Annotated in this window: 9 protein-coding genes; 2 read left to right on the top strand and 7 right to left on the bottom strand. The window is 64.7% G+C overall.

Translation table 11 applies throughout. From position 1 onward, the window contains the following. Nucleotides 1-289: 289 nt before the first annotated feature. From FJ959_RS19080 to hutI, 6 genes are all read right to left on the bottom strand, one after another. On the bottom strand, nt 290-8,866 hold the full coding sequence (locus FJ959_RS19080; RefSeq protein WP_140631510.1) for a glucoamylase family protein: 8,577 nt from the start codon (nt 8,864-8,866) through the stop codon (nt 290-292). A gap of 267 nt (nt 8,867-9,133) precedes the next feature. Next, entirely contained in the window at nt 9,134-9,721 is a 588-nt protein-coding gene (locus tag FJ959_RS19075; protein ID WP_140583760.1) for a HutD family protein, read from the bottom strand. Nucleotides 9,722-9,732: 11 nt separating this feature from the next. After that, a complete protein-coding gene (gene hutU, locus FJ959_RS19070) occupies nt 9,733-11,403 on the bottom strand; it encodes a urocanate hydratase (RefSeq protein ID WP_140631507.1) in 1,671 nt (556 codons plus the stop codon). A gap of 36 nt (nt 11,404-11,439) precedes the next feature. Continuing rightward, complete coding sequence (gene hutG, locus FJ959_RS19065) at nt 11,440-12,255, bottom strand: N-formylglutamate deformylase (protein WP_140494141.1); 816 nt, start codon at nt 12,253-12,255, stop codon at nt 11,440-11,442. A 70-nt stretch (nt 12,256-12,325) separates the two neighbouring features. After that, nucleotides 12,326-13,861, bottom strand: a complete 1,536-nt coding sequence (gene hutH, locus FJ959_RS19060; protein WP_140631504.1) for a histidine ammonia-lyase — start codon at nt 13,859-13,861, stop codon at nt 12,326-12,328. After that, a complete protein-coding gene (hutI, locus tag FJ959_RS19055; RefSeq protein WP_140631501.1) occupies nt 13,858-15,093 on the bottom strand; it encodes an imidazolonepropionase in 1,236 nt (411 codons plus the stop codon). Before hutI ends, hutH begins: the two co-directional genes overlap by 4 nt. A gap of 96 nt (nt 15,094-15,189) precedes the next feature. Here hutI and FJ959_RS19050 point away from each other — a divergent pair, with 96 nt between their 5' ends. Then, on the top strand, nt 15,190-16,545 hold the full coding sequence (locus FJ959_RS19050; protein WP_140631498.1) for a formimidoylglutamate deiminase: 1,356 nt from the start codon (nt 15,190-15,192) through the stop codon (nt 16,543-16,545). A gap of 13 nt (nt 16,546-16,558) precedes the next feature. After that, a complete protein-coding gene (gene hutC / locus FJ959_RS19045) occupies nt 16,559-17,305 on the top strand; it encodes a histidine utilization repressor (protein WP_140557053.1) in 747 nt (248 codons plus the stop codon). 61 nt (nt 17,306-17,366) lie between these two features. On the opposite strand, the gene FJ959_RS19040 is transcribed toward hutC, so the two are convergent. Beyond that, entirely contained in the window at nt 17,367-17,711 is a 345-nt protein-coding gene (locus FJ959_RS19040) for a RidA family protein (protein ID WP_140631496.1), read from the bottom strand. Nucleotides 17,712-17,717: the final 6 nt, after the last annotated feature.

Raw genomic sequence — 17,717 nt, 5'->3', positions numbered from 1 at the left:
GTCGCAAAACAATGCCCGTCTATCCCTTCCGTTCCCGTTTAGCGAACAAAAGATGACGACGATGCGAAATCTCACGTGATCACCTAACGGGTTGAGATAAAAGGTGAAATGTCAGCCTTGCGGCAAAATCATGGCAGCCGCTGAGCGCTGCCACATTTTTAATCACGGCGATCTTGCCCGGCATGGCCCGACCGGATCCGCCGGCTGCCCAAGCGGAGATCTGCAAATAGACAAAAGACTATCCCGCGCATTCCGGAGGATGCGCGGGACAGGGTTGAAGCTGTTGATTTTACGAGGGTATCTTCACGACAACTTCGACCTTGCTACCAGCCTTCGGTTGGAAAGACGCGGATTTCGTCTTCGAACCATCAACTTCAAGCGAGATCGACTTGGTCTTTTTGTCGCGGACGACACGCACCGTGACTTCGGCCCCCAGCATTTTGAGCGTGGCGGCGTAGCCATCCCAATGGCTGGGCAGTTTCGGCCTAAACGTGATCTGCTTTCCACGCCGCTCGATGCCGAGAATGCCTTCGACCGCCGCCCGGTACAGCCAGCCCGCCGAGCCCGTGTACCACGTCCAGCCACCGCGGCCGCCCTTGTTGTCGCTGGCATTGCCGTCGCCGGCGTAGATATCGGCCGCAACCACGTAGGGCTCGACGCGGTAACGCTCGGCCGAGGCCTCGTCCAATGCGTGGTTGACCGGGTTCAGCATCGAGAAGCAGCGATAGGCCTCGTCGTTCAGCCCCATTTCGGCCAGCGCGATGACGAACCAGGTGGCGGCATGGGTGTACTGGCCGCCATTCTCGCGAACGCCCGGCGGGTAGCTCTTGATGTAGCCCGGATCCTTCTTCGTCTTCGAAAAGGGCGGCGTGAACAGCTTGAGGATCTTGAGTTCGTCGTCGACGAGCAGCTTGGTCGCCTGCTGCATCGCCGTCGTCGAACGCGCCGGATCGCCCTCGCCCGAGAGCACGCTCCAGGACTGGGCGATGGAGTCGATCCTGCACTCCTGGGATGAGCGCGAACCGAGCGGCGTGCCATCGTCAAAACTGCCGCGCCGATACCATTCGCCGTCCCACGCCGTGCTCTCCAGCGCGCGTTTCAGCGCGTCGGCATGCTTTGCCCAGGCCTGCGCGTGCTTGGCATCACCCTCCGTCTTGGCCACGGCGGCGAAGTCGCCCAGCGTCCGCAGCAGGAACCATCCGAGCCAGACGCTCTCGCCCTTGCCTTGCTCGCCGACGCGGTTCATGCCGTCATTCCAGTCGCCGCCGAGGATCAGCGGCAGCCCGGCGGGACTGCTGCGCGCAATGGCAAGATCGAGCGCACGCGCGCAATGCTCGTAAAGGGACGCCGTCTTTTTCGAAATTTCGGGCGTGAAGAAAGCATCGTGCTCGCCCTCGCCGAGCGGCTGTCCATCGATGAAGGGCAGCTGCTCCTTCAGGATGGTGGCGTCACCCGTCACCAGCAGGTAGCGCGCGGTGGCATGGGCCAGCCAGACCACGTCGTCGGAGATCAGCGTACGCACACCCGCCCCGGTGCGCGGCAGCCACCAATGCTGCACGTCGCCTTCAGGGAACTGCCGACGCGCCGCGTTGAGGATCTGGTCTCGCGCCAGTTTGGGATCGTGCGCCAGCAGAGCCAGCGTGTCCTGCAACTGGTCGCGGAAGCCGAAGGCGCCACTGGCCTGATAGAAGGCAGAGCGGGCGCGGATGCGGCAGGCGAGGCTCTGGTAGGGCAGCCAGTGGTTGACCATGGCGTCGAGCGCCTTGTCCGGCGTTTCGACCTGAATGGTGTCGAGGAAGCCGCGCCACTCGCGCTCGTTGTCGGCCAGATGCTGGTCGAAATCCCTGCCCCGATGCTTGCGCACCAGGGCGCTCGCTTCCGCGGCCGAGCCGGCGTCCCCGAGCAGCCAGAACAGCGTGACGTCGCCGCCGGCCGGAACATCGATGTCGCGGGCGATTGCAGCGCAGGGATCGTCGCCGGCCTCCACGCGGCCTGACAGTCCCGCGCCGCTCAGCACCGCCTGCGGAAACTCGCTGGTGCCGTGCCGGCCCAGGAATTCAGTCCGGTCTGCTGTCACCGAATGCACGCCGTCATCGGCGGCGAGGAAGGCGACGCGCTCCCCGAAATCGAGCCCGTAGGGGTTCTGTGCCAGCAAGGCGCCGGTGGCGGCATCGCGCGACGGAACGATGGTCGCCGCCGTGCGCGAGCGATGTCCGCCCAGCACCCATTCGGCATAGGCATAGACGCGCAGCCTGGCCGGCGCCGGGCCGGTATTCTGGATGCGCAGGCGGGAAATCTTCACCGGGTCGACAGGGTCGACGACATGGGTAAGGTCCATCGACAATGAGCCGCGCTTCGACCGGAAGGTGGAGAACCCTTGGCCGTGCCACGTCTCGTAAGTCATCGACGGATCGCGCACCACGGCGGCGAGCGGCGAGAATGCCCGGCCACTGGCGTGATCATAGATATAGATGCCCTCACCGGGCCGGTTCGAAACCGGATCGTTCGACCACGGCGTCAGTTGGTAATCGCGGCTGTTGCGGCTCCAGGTGAAGGCAGCGCCTTCGGCGGAGACGTGGAAGCCGAACGAGGCATTGGAAATAACATTGATCCAGGGTTGGGGCGTGGTGCTGCGGCCGGCCAGGCGCACGACATAATGCCGCCCGTCGCCCTCGAAACCACCGAACCCGTTCCATTGGCTGAGCCCGTGCCCGTCCGCCGCCAGGGCCTGCGAGCCAAAGGAATGCGTCATAGGCCCCAATTCGGGCAATGCCGCCGGCTGCTGGGCATCGCGCGCCTGCAAGGCGGCCACTTCGGCCCGCTCGATCTGATCGAAGATGGTGCCGTTGCGCGTGTGCAGAACCACGCGGGCAACCGCAAGCAGCGTCTTGTAGGTGGTCTCGTCCATCAGGTCGCGGCGCACGGCGAATATGTGCTGGCGCGGTCCGAGCTCCTTGCCGCGCAAGCGGCTGTTCTCGCACAGGGATTCGACTGCTCGCTGCAGGTCCTGCACATAGGAGGACGCCTGTTCGTTGACGACGACGAAATCGATCATCATGCCACGGGTGCGCATGTACTCCTGGAAACGGAGCGCCTGGGCGACGATTTCGAGATCGGCGACGTCGCCGATCCTGACCAGGAAGATCGGGAAATCGCCGGAGATGCTGGTCGGCCACAGGCTCGACTGCTTGCCCAGTCCCGAAGCGATGGATTCGGCCGGCAGGCGCAGGAATGGATCGGGATAGATCAGATAGCGCGCCAGCTTCTGTACGTTGGCGGCGTCGGCCAGGCTGAGGCCGAGATGCCGGGTCTGCACCTGGCTGCGCGTCCAGGCAAGCATTGCCTGTCGGGCAAAGCTCTCCGGGTGGTCGAGCCGGGCAATGGCCTCCTCCAGCTCCGCGCGGTTGGAACCGACGACGGTCCAGAAGGTCAGCGATATCTTCTTGTTGGCGGGCACGCGCACCTGGCGGCGCAGCGAGGCGACGGGATCGAGGGTGAAGCCGGAATGGCCGCCAAGCCGAGCGCCTGGATCGAACGCCGCAGCGTCGACGATGGTGCGGCCGCGGCCGATGAAGGCGCGCCTGTCGGTCTCGGCTTCGGCGTCGCGCGCCGGACCGGACGGGTCGGTGACGAAATGCACCATCGTCACGTCTGGCTCGCTGGTCTCGCGCTTGCGCCGCGTGGCGAAGATCGCCCCATTATTGGGGGCAATTTCGGTCTCCACGAACATTTTCGAGAAGGCGGGATGGGCATTGTCGGATACCTCCAGGCCCAGCACCAGCTCGGCGAAGGAGGTCACTTCGATGTGACGGTCGGTCGGTCCCTCGTTGAACAGCGTCACGCGGCGGCCTTCGCCATTGCCTTCCGAGATGACGATGCATTCGACCTCGGAGCGCAGCGTGCCGACCAGTTTGACGAAGCTCGCCTTGTCGTCGGAGAACAGCGTCTGGGTGCGCTCCTCGGCCGCGCGCTTGGGCTCCGCCGTCGCCGACCACCAGTCGCCACTGCCTGCGTCGCGCAAGAAGATGTAGGAGCCGAGCCGGTCCTCGGTCGGATCCGGCTGCCAGCGCGTGACGGACAGATCGCCCCACCGGCTGTAGCCGGAGCCTGTCGCGGTGACCATCACCGAATAGCGGCCGTTCGACATCACGTTGGTCGAACGCAGTGCCCGCACAGGATCGAGCACGATGCGGGTGTCGGGACTCTCGGTTTCGGTCTCGTCCTTCGCCCGTTCGTCCGCCTCGGTTCTGACGGTCGCAGTCGGGATGTCGCGCGGCGCCCTCTCCTGGAGCAGAAGTTCGGCCGACTCGATGACCGGATCGCTGTGAAAACGGTCGCGCAGGCGACCCTCGAAAATGGCATCGGCGACCGCCGCGATCGACATACCGGAATGGTGGGCCATGTAGTTCTGCACGACGACGTGATCGGTGCCTTCCGGCACGCGCTGCGGCGTGAAATCGACCGCGTCGTAGTAACCATGGCGGCCAAGCGCGCCGAGCTCCCGCAGTCGCGCTAGGTTCTGCACCGCTTCGCGCGGGTTGAACTGCGCGGCCAGCACGGTGGCGTAAGGCGCGATCACCGTGTTCTGGCCAAGGCCGCGCTTCAGCCCGAGACCGGGCACGCCGAAATTGGTGTACTGGTAGGTCAGCTCGCGGTCGCGGGCATTGTAGGCCGCTTCCGAAATGCCCCAGGGCACATTCTTCTGACGGCCATACTGGATCTGGCGCTTGATGATCAGCTTGCTGGTCTGGTTGAGAATCGAACCTTGCGGTTCCTTCATCACCAGCGGCGGCATCAGATACTCGAACATCGAGCCGGACCAGGACATCAGCGCGCCCTGGAAGCCGATCTCGACGATCGGCCGGCCAAGCCGGAACCAGTGCTCAGTCGGCAGGTCGCCCTTTGCGATGGCGAACAGGCTGGTCAGCCGCGCCTCGGAGGCCAGAAGATCGTAGCAGCTCTCGTCGAGCTGGTGCTCCTCGACCCGGTAGCCGATCGACAGCAGCTTGCGCTCCGGCCGCATCAGGAACGAGAACTCCATCTCGAAGGCGAAGCGGCGCGTGCGCTCGCGCAGGGTGAGCAGCTTGGCACGCAGCGCCTCTACGGCGTTGTCGTCGCTGTGGGCGTCGTGGACATGCGCCTCGCAGGTGGCTTCGAGCCTGGCCGCCCAGTCGACGATGACATCGCTCTGTGGCGATGCCGCCTCGGTGTGGATGGCGGTGGCGAGCTTGCGGATCTCGCCGGCCAGCACAGCCAAATTGATGGTGCGGATCGAGGCCATTTCCGGCTGCGCCTTGATGGTGTCGACGGCGCGCCGCATGCCGTCGAGGCGGTCGGCCAGACGCTGGCGCAAGGGACGCAGCTGACGGCGGTCGTCGGGCAGCTCATCCAGGCTCTCGCCGAGGATGGTCACTGTGTCGAGGATGCCCTCGAAATCGCCCTGGAGATGAACGGACGGCGCCTCGGCCCATTCGGCGCAGGCCGCCGCCACCGCCACCAGATGGCCGGCGAGATTGCCGCTGTCGACAGCCGAGATGTAGAGCGGATAGAGCGGCTTCAGTGTGGTGGTGTCGTACCAGTTGAAGAGATGGCCGCGGTTGCGCGGCATGCTCTCGATGGTCGTCATGGTGGCATCGATGCGGGTGATGGCATCGGACAGGCTGATCCAACCGAAATCGCGGGCCGAGACGACCGACAGGAGATAGACGCCGATGTTGGTCGGCGAGGTGCGCGGCGCGACCACTGGCGCCGGGCTCTCCTGGAAATTGTCCGGCGGCAGATGATGATGCTCGGCCGTGACGAAGGTTTCGAAATAGTGCCAGGTGCGGCGCGCCACCGTGCGCAGCGCATGGATGTCGGCCTGCGATATGCGCAGCCGGTCCTCGGTCTCGGCCGAACGGCTGATCCAGCTGGCGATCGCCGGGGAGCCGATCCAGAACAGAGCGAAGAAAAAGGCGACGAAGGCGCCGGTGGAATCGGCCAGCACCGGAATGGCGAGGCCGACGAAGCCGATGATCACGGCGCCGTACATCATGCCGTAGTAGGAGCCGAGATCGTTGTCGCCGGCCTTGTGCGCCTGCGAGGCGGTGCGCCATTCCAGCAGGTTCTGCCGGGAGACGAACAGCCGGTAGAGCGTGCGCACGATGGCGTCGCCCATCATCCAGGCGTTATGCGCCATCAGCACGATCTTCAAGGCCACCATGGCGGTGCCGAAGGCGACGTCGCGCGCCAGTGCGGAGAAATGGCCGCGCGGCGTCTGGTCACCGCTCTTGGGCAGTATGGCGTTGACGACGTCGAAAGTGGGCGCCATGAACAGGCTGAGGATCAGCAATGCCTGCCATTGTGCTGCCTGCGTGAAGGGCAGCAGCGTCCAGCCGGCGATCGCCGCCATCACCCAGAAGATCGGCGTCAGGGAGCGGCGCAGATTGTCGACCATCTTCCAGCGCGACAGTGCCGGGACGCCGGAGCGCGGATCGAGGATGAAGCCCAGGAGCTGCCAATCGCCGCGCGCCCAGCGATGGTGGCGCGAGGCATCGACCGAATAGCGGGTCGGGTAATCCTCGACCAATTCGACGTCGGTGACGAGCGCCGAACGCGCCAGCGCGCCTTCGAGCAGATCGTGGCTGAGGATGGTGTTTTCCTCGATGCGGCCCTGCAACGCGGCCTCGAAGGCATCGACGTGGTAGAGGCCCTTGCCGGTGAAGGAACCGTCGCCGAAGACGTCCTGGTACAGGTCGGACACCGCAAAGACATAAGGATCGAGGCCGCGATTGGCCGAGAAGACCCGTTGGAAGAACGACGCCTCGTCGCCACTGGTCAGCGAAGCGGTGATGCGTGGCTGCAGGATCGTGTAGCCCGAGGTGACGACGCGCCTGGTGGCATCGAAATGCGGGCGGTTGAGCGGGTGGCAGAGCTTGCCGACAAGCGTAGCGACCGCATCGCGGGTGGTGCGCGTGTCGGCGTCGAGCGTCATTACGTGAACGACTTTTTCCGGCAGCGGCACATCGAGCGGCAGGAAGGTGGTGTCGCTGTCGCCGCGCAGCAGCAGGTCAAGCTCGTGCAGCTTGCCGCGCTTGCGCTCCCAGCCCATCCAGCATCCCTGCGCGGCATTATAGAGCCGGCGCCGGTGCAGGAGATAGAAGCGCGGCGCGCCTTCGGCGGGATAGCGGGCGTTGAGGCGGGCGATCTCGTCACGGGCGAATTCGAGAATCTCGGTGTCGGCCGCGTCGATCTCGGTCTTGCTGTCGGGCCAGTCCGACAGCAGGGCGAAGTGGATCTCGTCCGCCAGATTGGCGAGGTAGTGCACTTCGATGTTGCGGATGTTTTCCTCGACGTCGTCGCGCGAGCCGATCAGCGACGGCACCACCACCAGCGTGCGTGCCTCGGACGGCACGCCGTGCCTGTAGTCATAGCCGATAAGGCGCGTCGGCTTGAGGAACAGCGAGACAACGGTATTGAAGAAAGCGAGCGCGCCTTCGCTGGCCGGCACGGCAAATAGCGCCAGCATCAAGACGATCGAAGGCACAGACAGGCCGAGATTGGCAAGGGCATTGCCGGAAACCACCAGAAGCAGCACGGTCAGCGCAAAGACCGGCAGGACGATGCCCAGCCATCCGGTCTTGGCAAAGGTGCGCTTGACGGTCTGACTGACGGTCGGTCGGTAGCCGATCGCCTTTTCCAGCTCCAGCCGGCGTGGCCCGACAAGGAAAAAACCGACATCCGTGTGCGCTAAAGGAGCCGCAAGGCCATCTGCGCCGTCGGCGGCGGATGCAATTTCGTTGGTGATCTGGCCGGCCAGTTCGATCGCCTTTTCGGCGACGCGATATTCCGACAGATTCGAGCGGCGGGCCAGCTCTTCGATCGCGGTCCGGTACTGGTCACGCGAGAAGAAATCGAGCGCGGCGAAGTCGGTGCGCTCGCGCAGCACCGTGTCGATACGGCTGACGCCCTCGAACCACACCGTCCAGTCGATATCGTTGATGAGACGCAGGCCGCGTATGATGTTGCCGGTCGTCACATTGCCGCTGGACAGCGTATGATGCTCGGAAATGATGATTTCCTCAGCGTCCGAGCCGGTCTTCTCGAGTTCGCCTTCCAGCCACTCCAGCGCCTTGCCTGCATTCTGCGAGCCGTCGCGCAAGCGGTAGAGCAGTTGCGTGGCAAAGGTGGTGTCCTGGGCGTGCGCGCTGAAATTGGCCAGGATCGCTTGCCGGTCGCGGGTATCGTCGGTCGCCAGCACCTTGTCGGCGACATCATTGGCGATCTGGCGCATCTGCCGGGTGCGGTTGACCCTGACCGCAAGGCGGCGAAGATTTTCGATCAGAACGAAGCGCAACAGCGACGGCAGCGCCCAGAGTTCGCCGATCTTCAGTGGCTCGACCGACTGGAAGCCCTGGACGATGGCCTTGAACATGGTCGCGGAGACGGAACTGTCGGAATGCGCCACATAAGTCCAGGCCAGCGCCAGCGCGCGCGGCACGCCGCCGCCGTCCGGCAGCTTCAGCGTCGGCAGTTGACGATAGAAGCGGCGCGGCAGGTCGCGCTTGACCTGGAAAATGGTTTCCTCGACCAGATAGTTGTTGTCGAGCAGCCATTGCGCCGCGGGCGTGATGGTCTCGCCCCTCGCCTGCGCGGCGTTGGTCGAACGGTAGACTTCGAGGATCTTCTTGGCGCTGTCGCGGATGCGGGCCTGGAAATCGAATGGCGTCAGGCCGAACAGATCCGCGAGATCGCCCTTGGCCAGGCTTTCACCGAGCAGCCGAAGGCGTTCCTCCGGCAGGAAAATGGATCTTATCGGTTCTTCCGTGATGGGCGGGAAGCTCGCGCTGGTCTTTTCGATTTGTGCTGGATTCGTCTGAATATTCATTGAAAATTCCGTAAGCGGGCACTCAGCGGCGTCACCGCCACGGCAATGGCCCTAAAACCGATTCAAATGCAATTGGTTGCATGCCCAGCTTTTGCCGAAAATTGTTTCCGCACCACGACAAGGCATCGTCTTTTCGACCGTTTCAAAGACGAACGCCTCTCACTCCCGCCGAGACCGATCGACGGAAAGGATTCAGGCTTTTTCGTGATCCCGGCTGGAGCTTACCCTATATTTCGCCGGCATCGCGATCATGTTTGGAAACAAGCGTTAATCGTTGGCTCGAATGCCATCGATCCGGACCACGAATACTGTCGTGTCGTCGATCGGCTGGATGCGCAGGCCAGTTGTGGCTGAGGCAGTCAGGAGCGCGTCGAGGTGGCCAAGGCGAACAGGCTCAGCGGCGGCAACCACGACTTCCCCACCCAGACACAGGACGAGGGTCGCCCGGCTTTCAGTTCCGATTTCCAAAGGGTTCGAGATTACGAGGCGTTCGACGGAATGCCTCATGCGGCCGCGACGGGTCATTACGTTGAGATCGGTGATCGGGCCGGCGATCAGTTCGGCACCGGTCGGCCGGTCGGCCGGAAAGGAAAGCGGGGCTGAAGCGGCGGTCAGGCGCGCCGGCGGCTGGCCGGCGACATCAAGAACGATCCCCTCGCCCTCCAGCACCGACAGCGTGCGGTCGATGCCGGCAAAGCTGGAGAACGGCCCTCCGCTCTCGACGCGCGCCATCGAGACACGCCAGTCGAAGGCGTCGAGCCCGGCATCGGCCGGCGAGACGGCGATTTCCGTCGTCACGCCGCCGCCGTTCTTCCATGGCATCGATTTGTATTCGGCTGCCCGCAGGACGCGCATCGGTCGGCCTGTTATCCCAGAATGCCGGGCAAATTGAGCTGATGTTCCCTGGCGCAGTCGATGGCGATGTCGTAGCCGGCGTCGGCGTGCCTCATGACGCCGGTCGCCGGATCATTCCACAGCACCCGCTCCAGGCGCCTGGCTGCCTCAGGCGTGCCGTCCGCGACGATGACCATGCCTGCATGCTGGGAAAAGCCCATGCCGACACCGCCGCCATGGTGCAGCGACACCCAGGTAGCGCCCGATGCCGTGTTGAGCAGAGCGTTGAGCAGCGGCCAGTCGGAAACAGCATCCGAGCCGTCCTTCATCGCCTCTGTCTCGCGGTTCGGCGAGGCGACCGAGCCGGAATCGAGATGGTCGCGGCCGATGACGACAGGCGCCTTGAGTTCGCCTTTGGCGACCATCTCGTTGAAGGCGAGGCCCAGCCGGTGGCGGTCGCCGAGGCCGACCCAGCAGATGCGCGCCGGCAAGCCCTGGAAGGCGATGCGCTCGCGCGCCATGTCCAGCCAGTTGTGCAAATGGGTGTTGCCGGGCGTCAGTTCGCGCACCTTGGCGTCGGTCTTGTAGATGTCCTGCGGGTCGCCGGAAAGGGCCGCCCAGCGGAACGGGCCGATGCCGCGGCAGAACAGCGGGCGGATATAGGCCGGCACGAAACCGGGAAAGGCAAAGGCGTTCTCGAAGCCTTCTTCCTTGGCGACCTGGCGGATGTTGTTGCCGTAGTCGAGCGTCGGCACGCCGGCGTTCCAGAAGGCCACCATCGCCTCGACATGCTCGCGCATCGAGGCGCGGGCGGCTTTCTCGACTGCTTTCGGGTCGGACGTGCGCTTCTCGCGCCACTCGGCCAGCGTCCAGCCCTTGGGCAGATAGCCGTTCAACGGATCGTGCGCCGAAGTCTGGTCGGTGACCATATCGGGGCGCACGCCGCGCCGCACCAGCTCGGGCACGATATCGGCGGTGTTGCCGACCAGGCCGACCGACTTCGCCTCGCCCGCCCTGGTCCAGCGCGCGATCTTCTCCAGCGCCTCGTCAAGCGTATCGGCACGCTCGTCGACATAGCGGGTGCGCAGCCGGAAATCGATGCGGTCGGGATCGCATTCGACGGCCAGGCAGCAGGCGCCGGCCATGACGGCCGCGAGAGGCTGGGCGCCCCCCATGCCGCCGAGGCCGCCAGTCAGGATCCATTTGCCCCTGAGATCGCCGCCATAGTGCTGGCGGCCGGCCTCGACGAAGGTCTCGTAGGTGCCCTGCACGATGCCTTGCGTGCCGATATAGATCCACGAGCCGGCCGTCATCTGGCCGTACATCATCAGGCCTTTCCTATCGAGCTCGTTGAATTTCTCCCAGGTCGCCCAATGCGGCACCAGATTGGAGTTGGCGATCAAAACGCGCGGCGCGTCGGGATGGGTGCGGAAGACGCCGACCGGCTTGCCGGACTGCACCAGCAGCGTCTCGTCCTCGCCAAGCGTCTTCAGCGAAGCGGCGATGCGGTCGAAATCGTTCCAGGTGCGCGCGGCCCGGCCGATGCCGCCATAGACGACCAGTTCGTTGGGATTTTCGGCGACATCGGGATCGAGATTGTTCATCAGCATGCGCAGCGGCGCTTCGGTCGTCCAATACCTGGCATTGAGCTTGTTGCCGCGGGGGCTGCGCACTTCGCGGATGTTGTGGCGAGGATCGGTCATGTCGTCACTTCCCTTTCAGATGAGTGCGGCGAGGCGTCAGCTCTCGACCCACGAAATCGCGGTCTCGAGGATGGATGTCAGCGTGGCGCGGATCGGCGCGGCGAAGGCGGCGTCGTAAGGCACCGGCCAGTTGTCGGGCGCGCCCTTGCCTTCGGGCTCTCGCATGTAGCCGCGGTTGGACAGTTCCATCTGCAGCGCATGGACGCCGTTTTGCGGCTGGCCGAAATGGCGCGTGATCCACCCGCCCTTGAAGCGGCCATTGACCACGAAGGTCTCGCCGGTCTCGGCCAGGATCCCGGCGACCTTTTCCTGCAGCGCCGGATCCGTGCTCTTGCCGTCATTGGTGCCGAGATTGAAGACCGGCAGCGTGCCATCGAACAGGCGCGGCAGCACAGAGCGGATCGAGTGGCAGTCATAGAGGACGATTTTGCCATGCAATCCGCGCAGCCGGTCGATCTCGGCCTGGAGCGCGGCATGATAGGGCATGAAGAATTTTCGGCGGCGCTCGTCGATTTCCGACGGCCCCGGTTCCTCGCCTGTACGGTAGAGCGGATCGCCGTCGAAGGTTTCGGTCGGGCACAGCCCGGTCGTCGCCTGACCAGGGTAGAGCGAGGCGCCGGACGGATCGCGATTGACGTCGATGACGGTGCGCGAGATGGCGGTGTGCACGACGGTGGCGCCAAGACCTGCGGCGAAATCATAGAGCTTGTCGATCCACCAGTCGCAGTCGCGCTGGCCAAGCCAGCTCGAGACCAGCCGGTTGTCCAGACCGGCGAGATCGATGCCGGTGTGCGGCATGGAAACCAGCAGCGGTGCGGTGCCTTGTTTTACCGTCAGCCAAGGAGGTGTCATCCGAGATCTCCGCAATTTGGAGCTCTACGGCTGGGGTGCGAAGGAACGCGACCTATCATGCCAAGCACTCTCATGAGGCAATCCCCGGCAGTGCCACGGCGCTCGCCGCCTTCACCGCCCCACCGCTGCGCACCATGGCGATGGCTTTCTCCATGTCGGGATGGAAATGCCGGTCGTTGTCGAGATGCGGCACCTCGGCCCTGACCATTTTGCGCACCGCTTCGAGTGCGGCGCTGGAAGCGAGCGGCGCGTGGAAATCGCAGCCCTGGGTCGCGGCCAGCAACTCGATGCCGATGACGGCCGTGGCGTTCTCGACCATGCCGATCAGCCGGCGCGCACCGTGCGCGGCCATCGAAACGTGATCCTCCTGGTTGGCCGAGGTCGGGATCGAATCGACGCTTGCGGGGTAGGCCTTCTGCTTGTTTTCGGAAACCAGCGCCGCCGCTGTCACCTGCGGGATCATGAAGCCGGAATTCAGGCCCGGCTTCGGCGTCAAAAAGGCCGGCATGCCCGACAGCGCCGGGTCGACCAGCATGGCAATGCGACGCTCCGACAGCGAGCCGATCTCGCAGACGGCGAGTGCGATCATGTCGGCGGCGAAAGCCACCGGTTCGGCATGGAAATTGCCGCCCGACAAGGCCGTGTCGTCCTCGGCGAAGATCAAGGGATTGTCGGTGACGCCATTGGCTTCCGTGCCGAGCGTGTCGGCCGCCTTGCGCAACACGTCGAGGGCCGCCCCCATCACCTGCGGCTGGCAGCGCAGGCAATAGGGATCCTGTACGCGTTCGTCGCCGACGCGGTGCGATTCGCGGATGGCGCTGCCGGCTATCAGATTGCGCAGCGCATCCGCCGTCTCGATCTGGCCGCGATGCCTTCTCAAGAGATGGATGCGCGGATCGAAGGGGGCGTCCGAGCCCCTCGCTGCGTCGGTGGACAATGCACCCGCGACCAGTGCCGACTGGTAGAGAACCTCGGCCTCGAACAGGGCCGCCAGCGCGTAGGCGGTCGAGAATTGCGTGCCGTTAAGCAGCGCCAGCCCTTCCTTGGCGCCAAGGATGACAGGCTCCAGCCCATGCGACACGAAGGCGACCTTGGCCGGGAAGCGGCCATGCGGGGTGAAGCATTCGCCGACGCCGATCATCACGGCCGTCATGTGTGACAGCGGCGCGAGGTCGCCGGAGGCGCCGACCGAACCTTGCGCCGGCACCACCGGGATGACATCGTTGGCCAGCATCGCTTCCAGCAGCTCGATGGTGCGCGACCGCACGCCGGAGGCGCCCTGCGCCAGGCTGGCAAGCTTCAAGGCCATCATCAGCCTGCAAACAGCGACCGGCATCGGCTCGCCGACGCCGGCGGCGTGCGAGAGCACGATGTTACGCTGAAGCGTTTCGAGATCCTGGGCAGGAATGCGGACGCTGGCCAGTTTGCCGAAACCGGTGTTGATGCCATAGACCGGCTCGCCCTTGGCGACGATGCGTGCGACAGCCTCCGCACTCGCCTTGATCTTTGGCCGGCAGGCATCGTCGAGCCTGGGCACGGCGCCGCGATAGATGGCGCGCCAGTCGGCCAGGGTCACGTTGCCGGGTTTCAGTACGAGTTCGGTCATTGTCCTCTCCAGATGCGCGCGTGCAAGGGGTTGAAGCCCATGCGGTAGACGAGTTCGGCAGGGCGCTCGATGCTCCAGATCGCTAGATCGGCGGATTTGCCCGCCTCCAGCGTGCCGGTCTGTCCGAGCAGACCCAGTGCGCGGGCGGCTTCGCGGGTCACGCCCGCGAGGCATTCATCGACCGTCATGCCGAACAAGGTCGCCGCCATGTTCATGGTCAGCAGCAACGACGTCAGCGGCGAGGTGCCGGGATTGTTGTCGGTGGCGACGGCCATCCTGACGTCATGCCTGCGGAATAATTCGATCGGAGGTTTCTTCGTCTCGCGAATAAAATAGTAAGCGCCGGGCAGGATCGTCGCCACGCTGCCCGATGCAGCCATTGCCGCCGCGCCTGCCTCATCGGTGTATTCGAGATGATCTGCCGACAGCGCGCCATAGCGCGCGGCAAGCTCGGCGCCATGCAGGTTCGACAATTGGTCGGCATGGAGCTTTACCGGCAGGCCAAGCGCCTTTGCGGCTTCGAAGACCCGTGCCATCTGCTCGACCGAAAACGCGATGCCTTCGCAGAAACCATCGACGGCGTCGGCAAGCCCGTCGGCAGCGATGGCCGGCAGGATCGTGGCGGCCATGAGATCGATAAAGGCGTCCTTGTCGCCCTTGGCTTCCGGCGGCAAGGCATGGGCGCCGAGAAAGGTCGTGCGGATCGTCACCGGGCGCTCGGCGCCCAGGCGGCGCGCCGCGCGCAGCGACTTTTTCTCGTTTTCCAGGTCAAGGCCATAGCCGGACTTGACCTCGACGGTGGTAGCACCCTCGGCGATCAGCGCATCCAGACGCGGCAGTGTCTGAGCGACCAGTTCGTCCTCACCCGCGGCACGCAAGGCCCTGACCGACGAGACGATGCCGCCGCCGGCCTTGGCGACCTCCTCATAGGTGGCGCCTGCCAGCCGCATCTCGAACTCGTTGGCGCGGTCGCCGGCATGGACGAGATGGGTGTGGCAGTCGATCAGGCCGGGCGTGATCCAGCGGCCCTCGCAATCGACGATCTCGGCACGCTGCTCGAACGCCGCCGGAATATCGGCTTCGGCGCCGGCATAGACGATGGTGCCGTCACGCGCGGCGACGGCGCCCTTTTCGACGACGCCCTGCCCTGCTGCCCCTTCGGCAAAAGTCGCCAGGCGCGCATTGCGCCATATGCGAACCGCCGCCGCCCGGCCTCTGCTTTCTCCAGCCATCATATTTTCCCTTTGAAAGGATGGCGGTTATGTATATACATATTAAAAAGCACCGCAAGTGCTATTGTCATCATAAGCCAGGATTCGGAGAACAACGTGACGGCGATCTTTGCGGAACAGGCGCTTCTGCCGGAAGGCTGGCGAAGCAATGTGCGCATCGCCCTGGGCGGAGGCCGCGTTGCGGCAATCGACGCCGGGGTTGCGCCGAACACCGGCGACGAACGCCACGCCATCGTCCTGCCGGGCATGCCCAACCTGCATAGCCACGCGTTCCAGCGCGGCATGGCCGGACTTGCCGAGTTGCGCGGCCCGTCGGCCGACAGTTTCTGGAGTTGGCGCGAGGTGATGTACCGTTTCGCGCTGTCGATGACGCCCGACCAGGTCGAGGCGGTCGCCGCCCAGCTCTATGTCGAGATGCTGGAGGCCGGCTTTTCGCGTGTGGGCGAATTTCATTATCTGCATCACGACCGCGACGGAAAGCCCTACGCCAACATTGCCGAAATGGCCGAGCGCATCGCGGCCGCCGCCGCAGAAACCGGCATAGGCTTGACGCTGCTGCCGGTCTTCTATGCACACTCTTCTTTCGGCGGCGCGGCTCCCAACGAAGGTCAGCGCAGATTTCTCAATGATGTTAACCGGTTCTCACGCCTGGTTGAGAAAAGTCGCGAATGCGTTCGCGCCTTGAATCAAGCGGTCATCGGCGTCGCCCCCCATAGTTTGCGTGCCGCGACGGTCGAGGAGTTGCGACAAGTCGCTGCGATGGCGCCGGACGGACCGATCCACATCCACGTCGCGGAACAAGTGAAGGAGGTCGAGGACTGCATTGCCTGGTCGGGGGCGCGTCCGGTCGAGTTTCTGCTTGGCCATGCCAATGTCGACCGGCGCTGGTGCCTGATCCATGCCACCCATATGACCGATGCCGAGACCATGGCGATGGCAAAAAGCGGCGCGATCGCTGGGCTGTGCCCGATCACCGAAGCCAATCTCGGCGATGGCATTTTTGCGGCGCCGCTGTTCGCGCAACATGGCGGCCGCTTCGGCGTCGGCTCCGATACCAACGTGCTGATCGGGCTGCCGGACGAACTTCGGCAACTCGAATATTCGCAGCGTCTTGCCCACCGCGCCCGCAACGTGCTGGCGGTCGCCGGCGGCTCGACCGGCCGCGCGCTGTTCGACGCAGCGCTTGACGGCGGCAGCGTCGCCCTTGGCGCCGGCGCCTCGCGGATCGCCATTGGCGCATCCGCCGACCTCGTATCGCTCGACCACAGCCAGGCTTCGCTTGCCGGCAAGACCGGAGACGCGATCCTCGACGCCTGGATCTTCGCCAACGGCACCAAGGTCGATTGCGTCTGGGTGCACGGCCAAAAGCAAGTCAGCGGCGGCAGGCACGCCAGGCGCGACGCCATCGCGGCGTGTTTCCGCAATGTCATGACCGCGCTTTCGGCAGGCTGATCAGGGACAGCCCATGAGCATGGTGGCGACAGCGGAGACGGAGGGCGGCGAGACGGTGTCGCTGCATCAGCGCATCCTGTCGGACATAAGCGAGAAAATCCTGTCCGGCGCCTGGGCGCCGGGGCATCGCATCCCGTTCGAGCACGAGCTGACGGCCGAATATGATTGCTCGCGCATGACGGTGAACAAGGCGCTGTCGCAGCTTGCCAAGTCAGGACTGATCGAACGCCGCCGGCGCTCAGGCAGCTTCGTGCGTCAGCCGCAATCGCAAGCGGCGGTGCTGGAAATCCACGACATCAGGATCGAGGTCGAAGCGCTCGGCCTGCCCTATCGCTATGAGCGGCTGGCGCGCCTGAAGCGGCGCAGCAGCGCGCAAGACCGGTCGCTGCTCGGGCTTTCTGCCTCGGGTTGGGTACTATCGCTGGAATGCCTGCATTTCGCCGGAGAGCGGCCGTTCGCGCTCGAAGAGCGGCTGATCAATCTCTCCGCCGTCACGGAAGCCGGCGAGGAAGAGTTCCTCGACATTGCACCGGGCCCGTGGCTGATCGGCCGTGTGCCGTGGAGCGAGGCCGAGCATCGCATTCGTGCTGTTGCCGCCGACGAGCGTGTTGCCGATGCCCTCGACATCGGCCTTGGTGCGGCCTGTCTTGTGGTCGAGCGCCGGACATGGAGTGCCGAGCACCCGGTTACGCATGTGCGCTTCACCTATGCAGCCGAGAGCCACACGTTGGTGGCAAGATTCACGCCGTCACACGGATAGCATCTCTTCCCTTCTCCCCTTTTTGCCTCGCAAGGAAGGGGAGAAGGGAAAGCGCAGCGCCTCAGATCGCCGCGGTGATAATGATCTCGACCAGATATTCCGGACCGGCGAGCTTGGCTTCGCCGGTGGCGCGAACGGGCGTGTGGCCCTGGGGCACCCACTTGTCCCATTCCGAGTTCATCTCGGCGAAAGTACCCATGTCGGCCAGCCAGATGATCGCCTGGACGATCTTGGTCTTGTCGGTGCCGGCCTTGGCCAACAATTCGTCGATCGTCGCCAGAATATCGCGGGTCTGCGAGGCGACATTACCGCCCGGCTCCCCAACCTGGCCGGCCAGATAGACGGTATTGCCGTGAATGACGATCTGGCTCATGCGTGGGCCAACATCGATGCGACGAATGCTCATGGGAGT

Source organism: Mesorhizobium sp. B2-2-4, from assembly GCF_006442375.1.
GTDB lineage: Bacteria > Pseudomonadota > Alphaproteobacteria > Rhizobiales > Rhizobiaceae > Mesorhizobium.
This window is presented reverse-complemented; position numbering and strand designations above follow the sequence as displayed.